General features: G+C 57.7%; 18 protein-coding genes. 7 read left to right on the top strand and 11 right to left on the bottom strand.

Translation table 11 applies throughout. From position 1 onward, the window contains the following. Nucleotides 1–21 precede the first annotated feature (21 nt). The 7 genes from B5D49_RS02775 to B5D49_RS02745 are packed head-to-tail and all read right to left on the bottom strand — an operon-like array spanning nt 22 to nt 7034. Entirely contained in the window at nt 22–684 is a 663-nt protein-coding gene (locus tag B5D49_RS02775) for an FkbM family methyltransferase (protein WP_159447113.1), read from the bottom strand. After that, nucleotides 677–1648, bottom strand: a complete 972-nt coding sequence (locus B5D49_RS02770; RefSeq protein ID WP_078716135.1) for a glycosyltransferase family 2 protein — start codon at nt 1646–1648, stop codon at nt 677–679. The genes B5D49_RS02775 and B5D49_RS02770 overlap by 8 nt, the downstream gene beginning before the upstream one ends. Beyond that, nucleotides 1641–2882 (bottom strand): glycosyltransferase, encoded by a 1242-nt coding sequence (locus B5D49_RS02765; protein WP_078716134.1) that lies wholly within the window; start codon nt 2880–2882, stop codon nt 1641–1643. The genes B5D49_RS02770 and B5D49_RS02765 overlap by 8 nt, the downstream gene beginning before the upstream one ends. A 2-nt stretch (nt 2883–2884) precedes the next feature. Then, complete coding sequence (locus tag B5D49_RS02760) at nt 2885–4042, bottom strand: glycosyltransferase (RefSeq protein ID WP_078716133.1); 1158 nt, start codon at nt 4040–4042, stop codon at nt 2885–2887. A 6-nt stretch (nt 4043–4048) separates the two neighbouring features. Continuing rightward, nucleotides 4049–5152 (bottom strand): DegT/DnrJ/EryC1/StrS family aminotransferase, encoded by a 1104-nt coding sequence (locus B5D49_RS02755; RefSeq protein ID WP_078716132.1) that lies wholly within the window; start codon nt 5150–5152, stop codon nt 4049–4051. After that, the gene (locus tag B5D49_RS02750) at nt 5149–5943 is read right to left on the bottom strand and encodes a formyltransferase family protein (RefSeq protein ID WP_234990618.1); all 795 of its coding nucleotides are present in this window, start codon (nt 5941–5943) and stop codon (nt 5149–5151) included. The genes B5D49_RS02755 and B5D49_RS02750 overlap by 4 nt, the downstream gene beginning before the upstream one ends. Nucleotides 5944–5954: 11 nt before the next feature. Next, on the bottom strand, nt 5955–7034 hold the full coding sequence (locus tag B5D49_RS02745) for a Gfo/Idh/MocA family protein (protein WP_078716130.1): 1080 nt from the start codon (nt 7032–7034) through the stop codon (nt 5955–5957). Nucleotides 7035–7396: 362 nt separating this feature from the next. Between B5D49_RS02745 and B5D49_RS02740 the strand changes: the two genes are divergently transcribed. Next, nucleotides 7397–7723, top strand: coding sequence for a DUF5684 domain-containing protein (locus B5D49_RS02740; RefSeq protein WP_078716129.1), 327 nt, complete (start codon nt 7397–7399; stop codon nt 7721–7723). Nucleotides 7724–7974: 251 nt separating this feature from the next. Further along, nucleotides 7975–8436: a hypothetical protein gene (locus B5D49_RS02735; RefSeq protein ID WP_078716128.1), complete on the top strand. Its 462-nt coding sequence runs from the start codon at nt 7975–7977 to the stop codon at nt 8434–8436. 204 nt (nt 8437–8640) lie between these two features. On the opposite strand, the gene B5D49_RS02730 is transcribed toward B5D49_RS02735, so the two are convergent. The 3 genes from B5D49_RS02730 to B5D49_RS02720 all read right to left on the bottom strand — a co-directional run bounded on the left by B5D49_RS02730 (nt 8641) and on the right by B5D49_RS02720 (nt 11378). Beyond that, nucleotides 8641–9447, bottom strand: a complete 807-nt coding sequence (locus tag B5D49_RS02730) for a sulfite exporter TauE/SafE family protein (RefSeq protein ID WP_078716127.1) — start codon at nt 9445–9447, stop codon at nt 8641–8643. Nucleotides 9448–9452: 5 nt separating this feature from the next. Beyond that, the gene (locus B5D49_RS02725) at nt 9453–10193 is read right to left on the bottom strand and encodes a FadR/GntR family transcriptional regulator (protein WP_078716126.1); all 741 of its coding nucleotides are present in this window, start codon (nt 10191–10193) and stop codon (nt 9453–9455) included. A 717-nt stretch (nt 10194–10910) separates the two neighbouring features. Beyond that, a complete protein-coding gene (locus B5D49_RS02720) occupies nt 10911–11378 on the bottom strand; it encodes a DUF3124 domain-containing protein (RefSeq protein ID WP_078716125.1) in 468 nt (155 codons plus the stop codon). Between the two features lie 126 nt (nt 11379–11504). Between B5D49_RS02720 and B5D49_RS02715 the strand changes: the two genes are divergently transcribed. The 5 genes from B5D49_RS02715 (at nt 11505) to B5D49_RS02695 (ending at nt 15302) form a co-directional block, all read left to right on the top strand. Continuing rightward, complete coding sequence (locus B5D49_RS02715; RefSeq protein ID WP_078716124.1) at nt 11505–11861, top strand: hypothetical protein; 357 nt, start codon at nt 11505–11507, stop codon at nt 11859–11861. A 63-nt stretch (nt 11862–11924) separates the two neighbouring features. Next, the gene (locus B5D49_RS02710; protein ID WP_078716123.1) at nt 11925–12752 is read left to right on the top strand and encodes a nitroreductase family protein; all 828 of its coding nucleotides are present in this window, start codon (nt 11925–11927) and stop codon (nt 12750–12752) included. 289 nt (nt 12753–13041) lie between these two features. Continuing rightward, a complete protein-coding gene (gene glnH, locus B5D49_RS02705; RefSeq protein ID WP_078716122.1) occupies nt 13042–13788 on the top strand; it encodes a glutamine ABC transporter substrate-binding protein GlnH in 747 nt (248 codons plus the stop codon). An 81-nt stretch (nt 13789–13869) separates the two neighbouring features. Next, nucleotides 13870–14538, top strand: a complete 669-nt coding sequence (locus B5D49_RS02700) for an amino acid ABC transporter permease (protein WP_078716121.1) — start codon at nt 13870–13872, stop codon at nt 14536–14538. Nucleotides 14539–14570: 32 nt separating this feature from the next. Next, nucleotides 14571–15302: an amino acid ABC transporter ATP-binding protein gene (locus tag B5D49_RS02695; RefSeq protein ID WP_078716120.1), complete on the top strand. Its 732-nt coding sequence runs from the start codon at nt 14571–14573 to the stop codon at nt 15300–15302. Nucleotides 15303–15441: 139 nt separating this feature from the next. Here B5D49_RS02695 and B5D49_RS02690 read toward each other — a convergent pair whose 3' ends face one another. Next, entirely contained in the window at nt 15442–16236 is a 795-nt protein-coding gene (locus B5D49_RS02690) for a YkgJ family cysteine cluster protein (RefSeq protein ID WP_159447111.1), read from the bottom strand. Between the last annotated feature and the right edge of the window lie 141 nt (nt 16237–16377).

Raw genomic sequence — 16377 nt, 5'->3', positions numbered from 1 at the left:
CCAAATACCCCTTCTCCAACGTCACGGTCTATAAAACAGAAAAACCTTGCCTGCTGAACGTTGGAAATCGATTGCAAAACCTTGTTCCACGATCTTGGCGATGGTTTGTGTGGTCTGGTAGTCACCGACATAATGGTTATGAATTTCCAAGCAGATCGTCCGCAGACAAGTCAAGTCCGCATCGGCAAAAGCCTCGACCTCGCCGCCTTCAATGTCGCAAAGTAAGTAGCTAGGCTGGTACTGCATGAGCAAGGACTGCATGGTATGTGCCGCGACACTTACAGTCTGCACTGTGCCTTCCTTGTATAACAAGGAAGAAGACCAAAAGTTTTCGTGGATATAAAAATCCTTGCTTTTGCCGTGTGCAACAACTCCGTTGTTGATCTCCAACTCTACCCCATTGATGCGGCTGTTCCTCTCCAAATATTTACACAAAACCGGATTTGCTTCATACAGTACGGGAGCCTTGTCCAGGCGTTGCGCCGCAATGATGGCGGTCACTCCTATGCCTGCACCCAGCTCAAGATATGAATCATCGGAAACAAGCGTTTCCTTCAGAATCCGGACCTCATTATCTTCATAAGCGCCTTTCTCCAGAACAGAACGCATCTTGGGCGAAAGGTACTCATCGTTCAACAACAGCCGAATGCCATGTACCGTTGCCATTTCCGGTTGATCACACATCATTCTTTTCCCGAATTGCTGTTGGCTGGTGTGCTGTCGACCGTGGCTGGTTAGGCAATATTCTTGAGACAATACTTCCGGAAAAAAGTTGCAATTGTCCTTTGGCAGCCAGTTCCACTGTTTCGGGATAAGGCGGCATTGTCGCCGGGTCGTAGGGGCGGACCCACGGATCAAATTCCTGCTTCATATACATCAAAGCAGCCTTTTTAAGACATTCGGTGCCATATTTTTCCGGCAACACGGCCCGTAAGTACTCCCGCAATGTCGGATATCGATCAAAATCCCCATGCTCACGCCAGTTGGTCCTTTCCGACCGCAGCAAATAATCGACAGGCCGTTTGAAATCGCAATGCATCCAGTAGGCACGGTCCAGGGTCCGACTTAAGAACGTCTCCTGACCCGGCACTCCCTCCCAGCGTTTATTGACTCTTGCAAAGCTCATACCTGAAAAATATTGAATAATCCTTGCCCCCAACTCACTCCATCCACCTTGCACATATTTCCCTCGCCCTTCCGGCTTCTCGGATCTTTCGATCCCAACGGTGTTGCAATCACGAGTCAAAGAAAACTGCTTGATGCGAAACGTTGAAGGCGGTTCGGTTCTGGGTGCGGCAAGCACCAATTTCCTAAGATCTCGGATGTCATTGTCGCCCGAGGTGTAGGCGACATAATCGCTGTCTAGCCTGGCTATCCAATTAAACCTCGATTTTTCGAGTGCAAACTGCCGATTGTGATGCAAGTCCGGCAGCTCCGGGCAATCATAAAAGGAAAGATGATCGAATTCCTTTTCCAGTTCCTTGACAATTTCCTTGGTGCCGTCTGTGGATCCGTTATCAACCACTATTATTTCATCTGGATAGTGAACAAAGGAGCGAATGCAAAGCTCCACAGTCAACTCCGCATTTTGTGTGGGGATGAGCAAGGAAATGCCGTGTGCCCGCTCTGAAGTTGAACGTTTATCCATGAGGTTCTCCGACAATACGGTTGATGAGCGTATTGTATTCCGCGGCGAGACGGTCCACGCCGAGTTGATCTACATCCTTGAAGGAAAACCGGGGAAGCGTGTCGCACCAGGTATCCATCGCCCGTGCAATCACGGTTTGATCCTGAGGCAAAGCCACGCCGCAATCCCGCTCCCGCAAAAGCTCCGATGTGTCTCCCTCCGGACCGATGGACAGGCATGGAAGCCTTCCTCCCACGTAGTCATAAATCTTGGTAGGGAGGTAATGCCCCATAGGAGGAGACAGTAAATTCAGACCGAAATCGCTTTCCATGGCAAGGCGCATGGCTCGGTCCCATGGCATGCTGGGGTGCAACCGCAATATCCGCGCATCTACAAGGTTCCTGAATTTCTTGGCGATATACCCGTGATTGTCGCCACACATGGTCACCAAGATGCGTCTGCCCCGAGCAGCCACTCTCGCAACGGCTTGCAAAAACGAATCCATCACCAAATGCCGGCCGAATCCCAGACTGCCGAGATAGCAAAATGAAAGGGGAGCTGTCGGACGGCGGTCTTCTGGGGACTTGCGAAACGCTTCAAGCCGTTCCGGGTCAAAACCGTTGCGGATGACGTGATATATATCCGAAGGCGTTTCCTGTTGGAGAATCCGGACCATGCCTGCGGATATAGCAACAACGGCATCAGCTTGTTCAACGCAGCGGCGTTGCATTGCCAGACAATCGTCTTGCGTGGCAGCGGTGTTGACCATGAGTGAGGAAATGAGATCCCTAAAATCCTGAATGAGCTTCAACCCGGGGGTTTGCGCTTTTAACGCAGCGGCCCATTCATTGGCGTGAAAAGGATGCCCGGTAGCGATAGCAAGCCGTATTCCATGGCGGGCTATAAGCTCCCGGCAGGCGGGTATCAGGGTTTCGCCCCAGGCACCCGCCTCATCAAAAAAACCCGAATCCATCATCTGGGTACGAGCTTCCTCACGCAGGGCGATGCAGGAAGGATCATTCCCCCTGTAATGCAACTGTTTGTGTGGAAAACCAGAGGCGATCCGGTGGACGTGAACGAGGGGGGAATAATACTTTTCGGGGAGAATACCCGGCCCGGAGGCGTCCCAGTCCACCGTAACCACGTGGACCTCTCTGCCGAGTCTGGCCAAGTACTTCACCATCTTAGTCCAACGAAACCCGCCAACTCCCGCAAACGGAGGAAATTTAAAGGCGATGACCAATACCGGAGACATGTTTATCCTCTGCCTTTTCCTTGCGCACGCCGTTCGACCAAGGATTCCATTCGCCGGATGATCCGTTGCGGATTGTCCACACGGTCGAAATGCTCGGTCGCAAACCGGTAGGCATTGCGCCCCAGTTTCTGCAACGTGTTCAAATCGGCCAGCTCGACCATGCCCTTTGCCAACGCCGCAACGTCCCCAATGGGAACCAGGGTTCCGGTCAGTCCATTCTTGACCATAACGTCCCGTGCTCCCATGGCCAGGACCGGACGCCCCAGGCTCATGCATTCGATGATGTCGCGCCCCCAGGAGTGGCCCGTGGTGTCCGGACGGATAAGCAGATGAATCCGGCGCATCTCCTCTTCCGGATTGTCCACGAACCCGGGAAAGCTGACAATGTCATCCAGGCCGTGCTCATGAATGAAGCGCACGCAGGACTGATAATAGCCCTCGTGAATCGGCACCCGACCGCCGAAAAGACGGATCCGAACATTTGCCTGCCGAAGCTCGTCCGCAACCAGGGCGCAGGCCTTGACGCATTCCAGATGTCCTTTGACGGGCGTGACATGAGAAAAAACAGCATACACCAACGGCCCGTCTTCGGGCATGGGCAGCAGCTGCTGCGGCTTCTCCGGCCAGTTGAACACCGTGGTGACGGGGATGCCAAAAACGCGTTCCGCCTGTTCCCCCTCTTCCGGGGCAATGGCGACGATCTCGTCAATCCTGCGCCGTACCATATGCCGCACCAGCGGCATGGACCGAGTCGGCTCCACCATAACCTCCCGGGCGTGCAGCACGGCGGGATACCCCTTCAGCCATTGGGCGATCAACAGCGTGGTATAACTGTTGTAATGAATGATATCCGGACCCAGTTCGCGCACCCTTGCCGCAAGCTGCCGGTAGACGGGAAGGGACCGCACGGTCCGTTTGGCGTTGCGAACAAAGGGGATGGGGCAGACGTAAAGCTTCAGGGGAAAATAGGGAATGTCGAAATAGTCCACGGTAACGCCCATGGCCGCGAGTTCCTCGACCTTGCGTTTCGTTCTTGAGGGCTTGGCAATGCTGATGATGTGCATTTCGTGCCCTTCCGCCACGACCTGGCGCGCCAGAAGAAAAAGACTTTTCGCGGCCCCGCCGCTGTCGATGTCGGGAGTTATGGAAAGAACTTTCATAGTATCTTATTGGTCCGGCCAAAGGGTTATGCTTTCCGCAATGTACTGTTGTTGCGCTTGCGTCAGTTCAGGAAACATCGGGAGCGACAACGTCGTATTCTGCAACTGAAACGCCACGGGAAAATCCCCAGGTGCATGGCCCGAATCCGCATAGGCCGGGAGAAAAGGCAAGGCTGTGGGGTAGTGAATGCCGGTCCGCACGCCCCGGTCGGACAAAAATTGACGCAGGCCATCGCGCTTTTCGCACTGGAGGGCGTAGAGGTGAAACACATGCCGCCTCCCCGAAGGCACCAAGGGGCGGCGAATGGCCGGTATGTTTGCGAGCAGATGATCGTAGTGCTGCGCCGCCTGCTCCCGCGCCCTGGTCCATGATTCCAGATGCCGCAACTTTACCGAAAGAACAGCGGCCTGAAGGCCGTCCAACCTGGAATTGACGGCCGGAAATTCATGATCATATTTGGCGATCCGCCCGTGATTGGCCCACTTCCGCACCATCACGGCCAAGGCTTCGTCGTTGGTGACGACCGCGCCTGCGTCGCCATACGCTCCCAAGTTCTTTCCCGGATAAAAACTATAGCAACAGGTTCCGTAGTTCGCGATGGGGTTACCGTTTACAGCGGCCCCATGCGCCTGGGCCGCGTCCTGAATCAGGTGGAGTCCATGGCGCCGGGCGATTTCCGCCAGGGCGTCCATGTCGGCCGGACAGCCATAGAGGTGCACCGGCAGCAGCGCCCTGGTCCTCGGGGTGATGCAGGGTTCCACGGCCCGCGGATCAAGCGTGTAGGTCTCGGGATGAACATCCGCAAAAACCGGCCGTGCTCCGGCCATGGACACGGCCTCGGCCGTGGCTACGAAACTCGTGGCCGGAACCACAACCTCGTGGCCAGCGCCAATGCCCAAGGCCTTGAGCGTCAGGAACAAGGCGTCCGTGCCGTTGCCGACGCCCACGCAGTACGCGGCGCTGCAATACGCTGCAAACTGCTTCTCAAAACAGGCGACCGGCTCGCCGCCGATAAATTGGGACCGCTGGAGAACGGCTGCAAGGGCAGGTTCCATTTCGTGCTGAATGCGCTCGTATTGGGCGCCCAAATCAACCAATGGGATATTCATCTGCCATCCTGCTGTACCGGGTGTTGCGATCCGCGTTCCAACCGCCCGTTGCGCAGCGCGTATCGGCTTGCAACAATATGTTGCTGCTGGCCGTCGGCAATGTAATACGGAGGTGGAAACCCGGGCATGCTCGTCGCCCTGACATGTGCGTGGATCTTGTCCGCTTCCCAGGAAAGATCCACCCGCTTCATCTCCGAAATCTCGTCACGGAAATGCAGCGAGGAGGTTCTTGCGGAAATATCCGATTGTTTCGTCCGGGTGTAGTCGCCGGTAACAATCTGTTCGGCATGCTCCGCAAACAATTGGACAGATGCCGCCACGGTCAGGGCATAAAGATCCTCCACCCAGCAGGCCGCAGGTATCGGAAACCGTTTTTCAAACAGAATGTCCCCATTGTCGATGCGTTCATTCATAACATGAAGCGTGGTTCCGAATTCTTCGGCTCCGTCCAGCAACGCCCAGGAAAACTGATTGCAGCCTCGATACTCCGGCAACGGGGCCATATGCAGATTCACGTTGAGTTCCGAGGCCTTGGACAGCTCAAAAGAGGTCAATATCCGCTCATACTGCACGGAAAACAACACATCCACTTCGGGCAACGCCAGATAGTCCTCAAGTGAGGCCAAAAGGGGAACGCCTTCCCGTTCACAGAGGGAGACCACACTTTCCTCCTCGTCGAGCACATGCCGCGTGGAAAGAGCGCCCACAATATCCACAATCCCCTTGCGCCGCAGTTCTAGAACATGCTTAAAGCACTGCGTTGCAACGGTTTTTCTTCCCAAAAAAGCCACTTTTCTCAAAGCTACACCCAATCTTCCCGACAATGTCCCAACTTGCAGTGAACGGGCCGGAACTTGAGCCGCACTTCCTTTCCGGTTTCAATGGATTCGTACATCGCGTTGATCAATTCCAGCGACTTTCTCCCCTCAATGCCGTCGACAAGGGAAGGGCTGCCCTTTTCAAGGCAGGCCACAACGTTGTTGAGATACTCAATGTGTCCAAAGCCGTAGACATCCGGCGGATTTGTACGGCATTCGCGCAACACGGTCTCGTCGTCGGGTTCCGGCTCCTCGAATTGCCAGACCTTCATTTCGTTCACGGCAAATCCGCCTATCTCGGCGGTTCCCTTTTCCCCCAGAATGGAAATGGAGCCTTCCAAATCTGTCGGACGGGTGGCGTTGGTGGCTTCAACAATGCCGATGGCTCCGCCCGCAAACGTTATCACCGCAACACCGGTGTCCTCCACCTCAACATCCACCAGGGCCGTCCGGCTCTTGGCAAAAACCGACACGGGTTCGCCAAGCATCCATTCCAGCAGGTCAATGTGGTGGCTGGCCTGATTAGCAAACACCCCGCCGTCCATGGCCCAGGTTCCCCGCCAGGCATCCTGGTCGTAATATTCCTGCTTGCGGCACCACCGCACCCGCACCGTTCCCATGGTGATCCTGCCGAAACGCCCGGCGTCCAGGGCTTGCTTCAACTTCACCACAGGCAGGTTGAACCTGTTCTGCTTGACCACGAACAGCTTCACTCCGGCGGCATCGCAACGCCGGACCATCTCATCGGCGTCCCGCAGACGCAGGGCCATGGGCTTTTCCACCACAAGATGCTTTCCATATTCCAATACCTCAAACGCGACCTGGGCGTGCTTGCCGCTTTCCGTGAGGATGACCACGACGTCGATGGCATCCCCATGGGCTGCCATCATGGACGAAATATCCTCAAAAACAGGGACGCGAAATGTTTCCCCGAACTTGAGCCGCCGCTCTTCCTTGACCTCGCACGCCGCAACCAGGCTGGAATGCCTGACACGACCGTTCGAAAACAACGTGCCGTATTTTTGGGCTATCCGGCCACAACCAACAAGAGCGAATCGAACCATTACGCATATCCTAAAGAAGGAATTGAATGAAACGGAGCGGGCAACAACCGTAGTCAACATATCGGCGGGCGGCCGGATAACTATAGGATCAGAGCGCACGCATGGTCTTGGGGTAATGAATTCTCACCACATCCGCAAGGGGTTGCCCCAAAACATCCGCCTCGTCGTTGCCGGATCCCCGAGGCCGCGCAACAACCCGGCAGGGCAGCAGTAGGTGCGGCGGTGAAAGTGGCCACCATGACACAAGCCCCCGGCATGCCCAGAACAGTGTTTGACATTCTACCATGCAAGGCACTACTAGTCCGATACACGTTAACACTGTCCCGTGCACGGCACGCAAGACGCAAACAGATGGAGGGGAAATGGAATTCATCATCTGGATCGCCATCACCATTATCATTTTGGCGGGCTACTGGAAGACGTATGAAAAAGCAGGGGAACCCGGCTGGGCAATCTTGGTTCCCTTCTACAACATCATCGTGCTCCTGCGCATCGTGGGCAAGCCCTGGTGGTGGCTCCTGTTGCTGCTCGTACCGATTCTGAACATCATCATCGGTGTGGTCATCAGCATTCGCCTGGCCAAAAACTTCGGCTACGGCGTACCTTTCGGTCTGGGACTCCTGTTCCTGAGTTTCATCTTCGTGCCTATCCTCGGTTTCGGCAGCGCCCAGTACCGCCCTGTCGAATAGTTTTTCCTTCATCCACCGGCCGGATATCCCCAGACACAAGGCGCAAGGCGCCCCTTTTGCCGGTCTGGACCTGACGCCGATTCCACCCCGCCGTGACGCATGTCCCGGCGGGATTTTTTATTTTTTTCATCAAAACAGACTAAACAATATCGACCTGATGACCGATAAGAAGAACATGAAGACACAACGGCACCGATTGCGGCACTCAACAGGAGTGTCCGGGTGTACGAAACAATAATAAAGGAGCCGTGATGAATTCCCTCACCATGACCAGCGGGCTTGTTCCCGAACGCTCCCAATCACCCAAACTCCACTTGGGCAGCGAGGCCGAGCCAGACCGCGGTCTCCAATTGCAGGACGCGCTTCAGGAAGCTAAAAAACTGAGCGAAACCCAAGGCGACAAGGTGACCCTTTCCGCCAAAGGTCGAAGCATGGCCTCGGCCGCACAAAAACAAAAGGAAAGCGAACCATCCAGCCCGGAAGAGATGGCCATTGAGCGACTAAAGGAACGCATTGAACAAATCAAAGAAGAGATTCAGGAAGCGCAGAGAAGCAACCTGCCTGAAAAGGAAAAACAGCAAAAAGTCGCCCAGCTTCAGCAGGAACTGACCCAATACATGCAGCAGCTGGCAAAACTGCAGAAAGAAAAGTCAGGGTCCAACATTCCGGCGGGCGGCACCCCGGCCCAGGTTTTTCAAAACAGCCTGACCTGATGATCACGCCGGGATGATCGGATCACCACGGTCCGAAACAACGAGGCGCAAAAACGGGCCGCCCCATCCGGGTTCGGCCCGTTTTATTCTAGCAGGATGCGGGGCTTCAAGGCCACCGAATCGGCGCGCCGCTCGGTACAATCGATCCATGCCCGGCACGGTCGTCGACGCCAACGCCAGGGGCTGTCGCTTTGCGCCAGCCTGTTACAGAATGTCCAACACCTTGAGCAACATCCGACTGGAGACGATCAGCAAGAGGCAGGCAAAAATGCGCTTGAGCTTTACCGTGTCCAGACTGTGGGCGAGCTTTGCGCCCAGGGGTGCGGTGAACACGCTCACGCAGACGATGCCCAGCAGTACCGGGATGGAAACATACCCAAACGCCGGTCCCGGCACTCCTTCCACGCCCCAGCCGCCCAGGATGTACCCGAGCGTGCCGGAAACCGCGATAAAAAAGCCGATGGCCGAAGCCGTGCCAATGGCCGCATGGATGCGGGTGTTGCACCAATGCAGAAAGGGGACGGAAAGCGTTCCCCCGCCGATGCCAACCCAGCTGGAGATCACGCCGATGATCCCGCCCGCGCCGAACATGCCTGCGGTGCCGGGCAGGGTCCGGGACGCCGGGGGCTTTTTCCCGGTCAACATCTGCCAGGCCACATAATACAAAAACACCACGAAAAATACGCGGAGAAAATTCGTGGGCAGCCAATGGGCGGAATAAGCGCCCAAAAACGTTCCCACCATGATGCCCGGCGCAATGGCCAGGACCACCTTCCACAACACGGCGCCGCGTTTGTGGTGGGCCAGGCTGCTGGATATGGACGTAAAAATGATGGTCCCCAGGGAGGTTCCCAGAGCCACCTTCATGATCAGGTTCGGGTCCATGCCCTGCCATTCAAACGCCAGCACGAGCATGGGTACAATGACCAGCCCGCCGCCGATGCCGAAAAGACCGGCCAGTACGCCGGCCACGCCCCCAAGGGCTGCGTAGGTGAAAAGCTGCTCCAGCATTCGGTTCATCCTTTGTCGGTTGAAGATGATTTTCGGCTCAGGGCTGCGGCCTCTGCGCGTTGCAAATGTTCCCGCATGGCCTGGGAGGCGGCTTCACCGTCCCCGTTTTCCAGAGCCATTAAAATTCGCATATGTCCCCGCAGGGCGCTCTCCCGCCGCTCCAGGGGGCGTAAAAAACCGGAACGGGTTTCGGCCAGCAGCTCATGCAGCGCGTTCAAGGCCTCCTCCACCACCCGGTTGCCCGAGGCTCTGGCCAGCTCCCGATGAAAAGCCACGTCAAAATCCGTGTCGTCCCTATCGGCCAGCACACATTGATGCTGATCGCACACCAGCACCTTGAGCCGGTCCAGCTGCTCCTTATTCACATTCCGTGCGGCCAAAGCCGCGATGGGCGGCTCGATCATGCGGCGAAACTGAAAGATGTCCCCAATACGATGGCGCTGGGCCTCCAGCCCGGCCACAAACGCGGCAGCCAATCGTTCGCCGTCGGACTCACGCACATAGGTGCCGTCCCCCCGCCGGGTCTCAAGGATACCCTGCTCCGCCAAGGTCCGGATGGCCTCGCGCACGCTGTTGCGGGAAACGCGAAACCGTTCGGCCAAACTCCGTTCCGACGGGATCTTGTCCCCAGCGCACAACGTACCATTGGCCAGCATCTCCCGGATGCGGGCGGTTATTTCCCTGTAGCGCGGCCCGGTAGCGAGATCGCCCGCGGAATTGGTCAGACCAATTTCTTTTTTTGTCATATTGGTTGGACCGATACTCTCTTCCCCCTACCGCAGTCAACCCCGGAGCATGGTCCTCGCACGAAAAAAAGGCCCGGGACCAATGGTCCGGGCCTTTTTCAAATCGGGGACACTATCCCCTGGGTGCGTCGTGGTGTATGCCTAGAACGGTTCTTTGGGGTTCATACCCGCCCGCTCCAGCCTGCAGCACGCGGAGTGCATCAGGGAGAAACGGACACCATGGATGGTTCCCCGCAGAGAATTCAAAATACGCTTGGCCATGTCGGTCTCCTAAAACGTCGGGTCCGCGATTCTTGGACCAGGACGCCACAGACCTGAGACGGCGTTGCCCGCGTAAGGCGGACATCTGCCGCAGCTCAGAGCCGCGACGCCGCCGACGCGCTGGAAGCGGTTCGCGTTTTTCGCGCCCATCCGCTCCCGGTTTGGTTTCCTGACGATACGATCCGCCGTGACGCGTCCCGGTGAGACCTTGGGGTCCGGTGACCGCGTCCGCCCGGAGCATTCCGGGGCCAACTTCACAAAAGCAATGGTCTCCGTGGCGCGAGACGGGCGGCGTGACCCTTTCCCGCGCGCGGCGCCGTCCTCTCGGCGCGCCGTCTACCGCCCCATTTTCGGGGTCGGCGTTCATCAGGTAACAACGCTTTGGCTGGTTGGCAAGTATTGAATGCACCCGTCGGTATCACCCACTGGATGCGGTCCGTGATTGTTCAGCAGCGGTCAGTGATTTTCCAGCACGGGCCAGCCCACGCACCGGAAGGAGATGCCCTGCTGGGATTGGGTGCCGATCATCACGCTCTCAATGATGGGAGCGTTCACCTCCTGATCCGCGTGCCAGCGCACGATGAAATTCGCGCCGGAACCGCCCAGGGAATCCCGCTCATCCACGAGAATTTCCCGCGTGGCCAGGGGGGGGAGCTTCTCCGGCTTGATCAGATGGACCTTTACCAATTTTCCGTCCGTATCGTAAAAATCCACGCTGGTGAGCGTAATGCTCTGCTTCAAGTCTGTATTTCTGATGCTCAGCGTCACGGCAAGATCAAAGGGCCGGGCCTTGGCTCCGTGGTAGATATGAGCATAAGCGGGGACATACACGGTCTGCCCCACGGAAAGCTCCTGGGCCGGAACCGGACGCACCGCCACGAACACAAGGGCCGCGCACAAAATCATACTACGAAGGGCCGACATAAACCTCTCCTTTTTCAAAATGTTCCACTTTCTACGTACGCCACAGCCCGCCCTCGCGCAATGCTTTCCGGCGGAAAGCCCCCCTGTCCTCTTGCGCTTTGAAAAACTCGGCGCTAAAAAGGCATCATGCAACATTCGCCTGATCTGGAACCGAGCACCCCTTCGTCGGAAAAGACGCTCATCAACGAAGCCCAACTGCTGTTGGCGGAAAAACGCACATCCCTTTCCTCCATGCGCACGGGCATCGCCATCGTGGCCCTGCCCATGTCCATCGTCAGCGTTCTGGTGGCCACCTCCAAGCTCTACAACCCCTTTGACGTGCTCTATCTCATCGGTCCCCTGCTGCTGCTTTGCGGGGCGCTGATCCTCTTCGGCATCTTTCTCATGCTCCGTGCCATCCTGCGCATCCGCCATCAAGACCGGCTCATCCTGCGGATCAAAAAAGCCCACCCGCGTATGGGCGAACTGCTCGAACTGCCCTGAACAGGGCCGTCGGTCCAGAGCAACGTACGGCAACACATCACTCTGAAAATGGAGGCATTTCCAATGGATTTGCTCATTGACGCACAACGCTGCATCGGTTGCGGCGAATGTGTCCAGGACTGTCCTGTAGGAATTCTGACGCTGGAATCCGGACGGCCTGAGGTGATTCCGGAACGGAAAGAACACTGCATCGCCTGCCAGCACTGCCTGGCGGTCTGCCCTACGGCCGCCCTGTCCATATTCGGCGTGGACCCGGACAAGAGCCTGCCCCTCCCGGAAGGCCTGCCCGAACAGAGCCAGATGGAGCGGCTCCTGCTCGGACGGCGCAGCGTCCGCCGCTTTAAGCCGGACCGGGTTCACCCGGCCGACATTGACCGGGTTCTCGCTCCCCTGGCCGCCAGTCCCACGGGCCGCAACAACCGGGACATGGTCCTGACCCTGGTGGACGACCCGGACGTGATGCAACAATACCGCAAACTCACCTACCATGGCCTGGAACTGGCCGCCAACGGCGACCGCATTCCAGAACACCTCGCCTTTTTGGCTAAATTTCCCGAGCAATGGAGCCAAGGCCGGGATCTCATCTATCGCAACGCTCCGCACATGCTCGTGGTCTCGGCCCTGGAGGATGGCCCCACACCCGAAGCGGACTGCTTCATTCTTCTGAGCCAGTTCGACCTGCTGGCACCCACGGCCGGATTGGGTACCCTGTGGTGCGGTTTTGCGCATATGGCCATGCGGGTGGTCCCGGAACTGCCCATGGCTCTGCAACTGCCGGACGGATACCGGCCCATGTACGTCATGCTTTTCGGCTATCCGGCCGTGCGTTATCACCGCACCGTGCAGCGCGAGTCCTTTCCTATCCGCCGCCTGCGCCTGACCGGACGCTGACCCCGGACCAAACGCATGCACTGGAAGACTTGGCCAATGAACAGCTTACCCTGGTGCGCACACAAAAAAGCCAATACAATTCACCGTACCCATCCGCGCCAAGCCACTTTTTGTACGGGAATGGAAATTCCCTGCGCTCCAGGTCTTGAAAAATCCCCGGTTTTCAGCGAAAATGTGACGCTTTTGCGACACTCCCCCTCAAGGGCCGTCGCCTCGGGAGTCCGCGCCCGAAGGCCGGGCGTACAAGGTCTCAGGGAATGGTATTTCTATCCATATTTCAGGAGGATTCATGAAACGCATCGTCACCCTGCTGCTCTCCGCCGCGCTGTTGATCAGCGCCGCCACCGCCTTTGCCGGCCCGCTCGTCGTGGCCACCGACACCAACTTCCCCCCGTTTGAATTCAAAGATCCCACCACCGGCGATCATACCGGATTCGACGTGGAACTGTGGGACGCCATCGCCAAGGAAATGGGCCTGGAATACTCCCTGCAGCCCATGGACTTCAACGGCATCATCCCCGGCCTGCAGTCCGGCCAGCTGGACGTGGGCATCGCGGGCATGACCATCAAGCCCGAGCGCGCCAAGGTCGTGGACTTCTCTGATCCTTACTACAATGCCGGCCTGCTCGTGCTCGTCAAGTCCGACAACACCGACATCAACGGCATTGAAGACCTCAACGGCAGGGTCGTGTCCACCAAGACCGGCACCACCTCCGAGGACTACGTCAAGGCCCACGCCCAGGCCAAGGAAGTCAAGCTCTTCCCCAACAACGACGCCATGTTCATGGAACTGCTCACCGGCGGCGCCGATGCCGTGGTCTTCGACTCCCCGGTCATCGCCGACTTCATGAACAAGGCCGGTCAGGGCCAGGTCAAGGTCGTTGGTCCGCTGTACCAGGGACAGTCCTACGGCATCGCCTTCCCCAAGGGCAGCACCGAACTCGTCCAGAAAGTCAATGCGGCCCTGGCGGAACTGCGTGAAAACGGCTCCTACCGCGAACTGTACCTCAAGTGGTTCCACACCGAACCCAAATAGAACATAACAATAGCACCCTGTTGACGGGGGTCCGCACTGCGCGGACCCCCTTGCTGTTCCGTTTCAACCATCGAGGATCCCATGGCATTTCAATTTGAACCCCGCGTCGTGGTGGACACCCTGCCCATGCTTACGCGCGGGCTCGAACTGACCATCTACATCACCATCGGCGGATTGGCCTTCGGCTTCCTGCTCGGCGCCCTGTTCGGACTCATGAAACTTTCGCGCAATATTCTGATCCGAAAGCTTGCCGGATTTTATGTGGAAACCATACGCGGCACCCCCATGCTGGTACAGGCCATGTTCCTCTATTTCGGCGTTCCCATGGCCCTGGGCATGCGCATCCCGCCCCTTGTGGCAGGCATCATCGTCATTGCGGTGAACTCCGGGGCATACATCGCGGAAATCGTCCGCGGCGCTGTGCAGTCCATCAACCCGGGGCAAATGGAAGCGGCCCGCTCCATTGGGTTGCGCCGCGGGCAGGCCATGCTCTATGTGGTCTGGCCCCAGGCCTTTAAACGCATGATTCCGCCCCTGGGCAACCAGTTCATCATCAGCCTCAAGGACACCTCCCTGCTCATGGTCATCGGCGTGGGCGAGCTGCTGCGGACCGGCCAGGAAATCGTGGCTGTGAACTTCCGCGCCTTTGAAGTCTATCTCGCCGTGGCCATCATGTATCTGGCCATGACCATGTCCATTTCCTGGGCGCTGCGCCGACTGGAGCGCCGCCTGCAAATCCAGACCCGCTAGCTCGCTTCGTGGACCGCGCAAGGAGAACCTCCATGATCAAAATACAAGACCTGCACAAAAGCTTCGGCGACCTGGAAGTGCTCAAAGGCATCGACCTGACCGTGAACAAGGGCGAAGTGGTCTGCATCATCGGCCCGTCCGGGTCCGGCAAGTCCACGGTGCTGCGGTGTATCAATAAGCTGGAGGAACCCACCTCCGGCACGGTGGTGGTGGACGGCCACGACATCATGGCCCCCAAGACCAACATCAACTATGTGCGTACCGAAGCGGGCATGGTTTTTCAGCAATTCAACCTCTTTCCGCACATGAATGTTCTCGCCAACGTGACCCTCGGTCCCATCAAGGTCCGGGGCATGCGCCGGGCCGAGGCCGACAAGCTCGGCTTGGAATTGCTGGAAAAAGTGGGACTGGCCGACAAAGCGCGAAATTACCCGGAACAGCTTTCCGGCGGACAAAAACAGCGAGTGGCCATTGCGCGCTCCCTGGCATTGCAACCGCGCGTGATGCTCTTTGACGAGCCGACCAGCGCCCTGGACCCCGAGCTTGTGGGCGAGGTGCTGGAGGTCATGAAGCAGCTGGCCGAGGAAGGCATGACCATGGTCGTGGTCACGCATGAGATGCACTTTGCCCGCGAAGTGGCGGATCGGGTCATTTTCATCGACCAAGGCGTGATTCAGGAAGAAAACGAGCCGGAGGCGTTCTTTGCCAATCCGCAAAATCCCCGCCTGCGGGACTTCCTGGGCAAGGTACAGCTAACCTGTTGATTTCCACACGCTCCCCTGGAACGCAAAAGCCGGTCCCCCCGCTCTGGGAGACCGGCTTTGTCGTTTCAGAAAATGCCCTGCCGGTACCGGACAGCCACTTCATCTCTCGGCACCAACATCCCCGTCCGTGGACACGCCCCTACCAAGGATGCTGCCGGGCGAAAAACGGCTCCCCGGCAAGCCAGGCTCGTGCACATTCCGCCAGCCCAACCTCCTGCATCAGCTTTACGGCCCGGGTGATGACCAGAAAACCGGCCTCCTTGCCGCAAGCCTGGGATCCCCGCAAAAGCCCAAGCTGCATGGCCTCGGCCAGCTCCCGCGGCAAGGCGTGATTTTCGATCATGGTCATAGGGTCGGCATTCACATTGGCCTGTCGACACTGCTCCGCGTTCACGGAATTCCAGCCCCTGCACACCAGGGGCCGGGCCGGGTGAACGGCGCAGGCACCGTCTTCCAAAAACGGACACGGCAGTTCATGGCGCATGGTCCCCAGTTCGGCACGGCTTTTTCCCCGGATGCGCCGCAACACGTCATCCACACGACGCGTCAGCGCCTCGGCTTCCTCCCCCCGATACCGTTCCAGAACATACAACCCCAGATGAAGCGCTTCCGGCGGCGTCAGGGAAATTTGATTATAACAGCAATAGCTGCAGCCTCGAGCGCAAGCCAGGGGAGGATCGAACGGCTCTTTGGTCAGAATCCTTTCCAGGTCCGCGTACATCTCGTCCATAACCCGGTGCAGCGTTGCCACGTCCGGCCCGGAGCAAAGCGCGGCAACAAACGTCTGGCCGCATTCCTCGGTCACCCTGCGAGCCAAGGCCTCGCGCATGTCTTCGGCATCGGTCGCAAGCACGGCTTCACGGGGAACATGACCGCCGGAACCCGTCGTTTTTTCGCAAACACGACCAGAAGACGAAGCATTTTCACGTTTCATGGACATACCCTCCGACCAGGAAAGCAGAGTACGGATAATCGCTGGGAATCAGCGTCATCTTTTCATATGGTAATGCGAAGGGTTGCGCAAGATAAATAATGCCCGGACAGAAAAACCGTCCGGGCTTATGCCCCGTTGGGG

This window comes from Paucidesulfovibrio gracilis DSM 16080, assembly GCF_900167125.1.
GTDB lineage: Bacteria > Desulfobacterota > Desulfovibrionia > Desulfovibrionales > Desulfovibrionaceae > Paucidesulfovibrio > Paucidesulfovibrio gracilis.
Note: the sequence above shows the minus strand (reverse complement) of the source record. Positions and strands in the feature narration are given on the sequence as shown.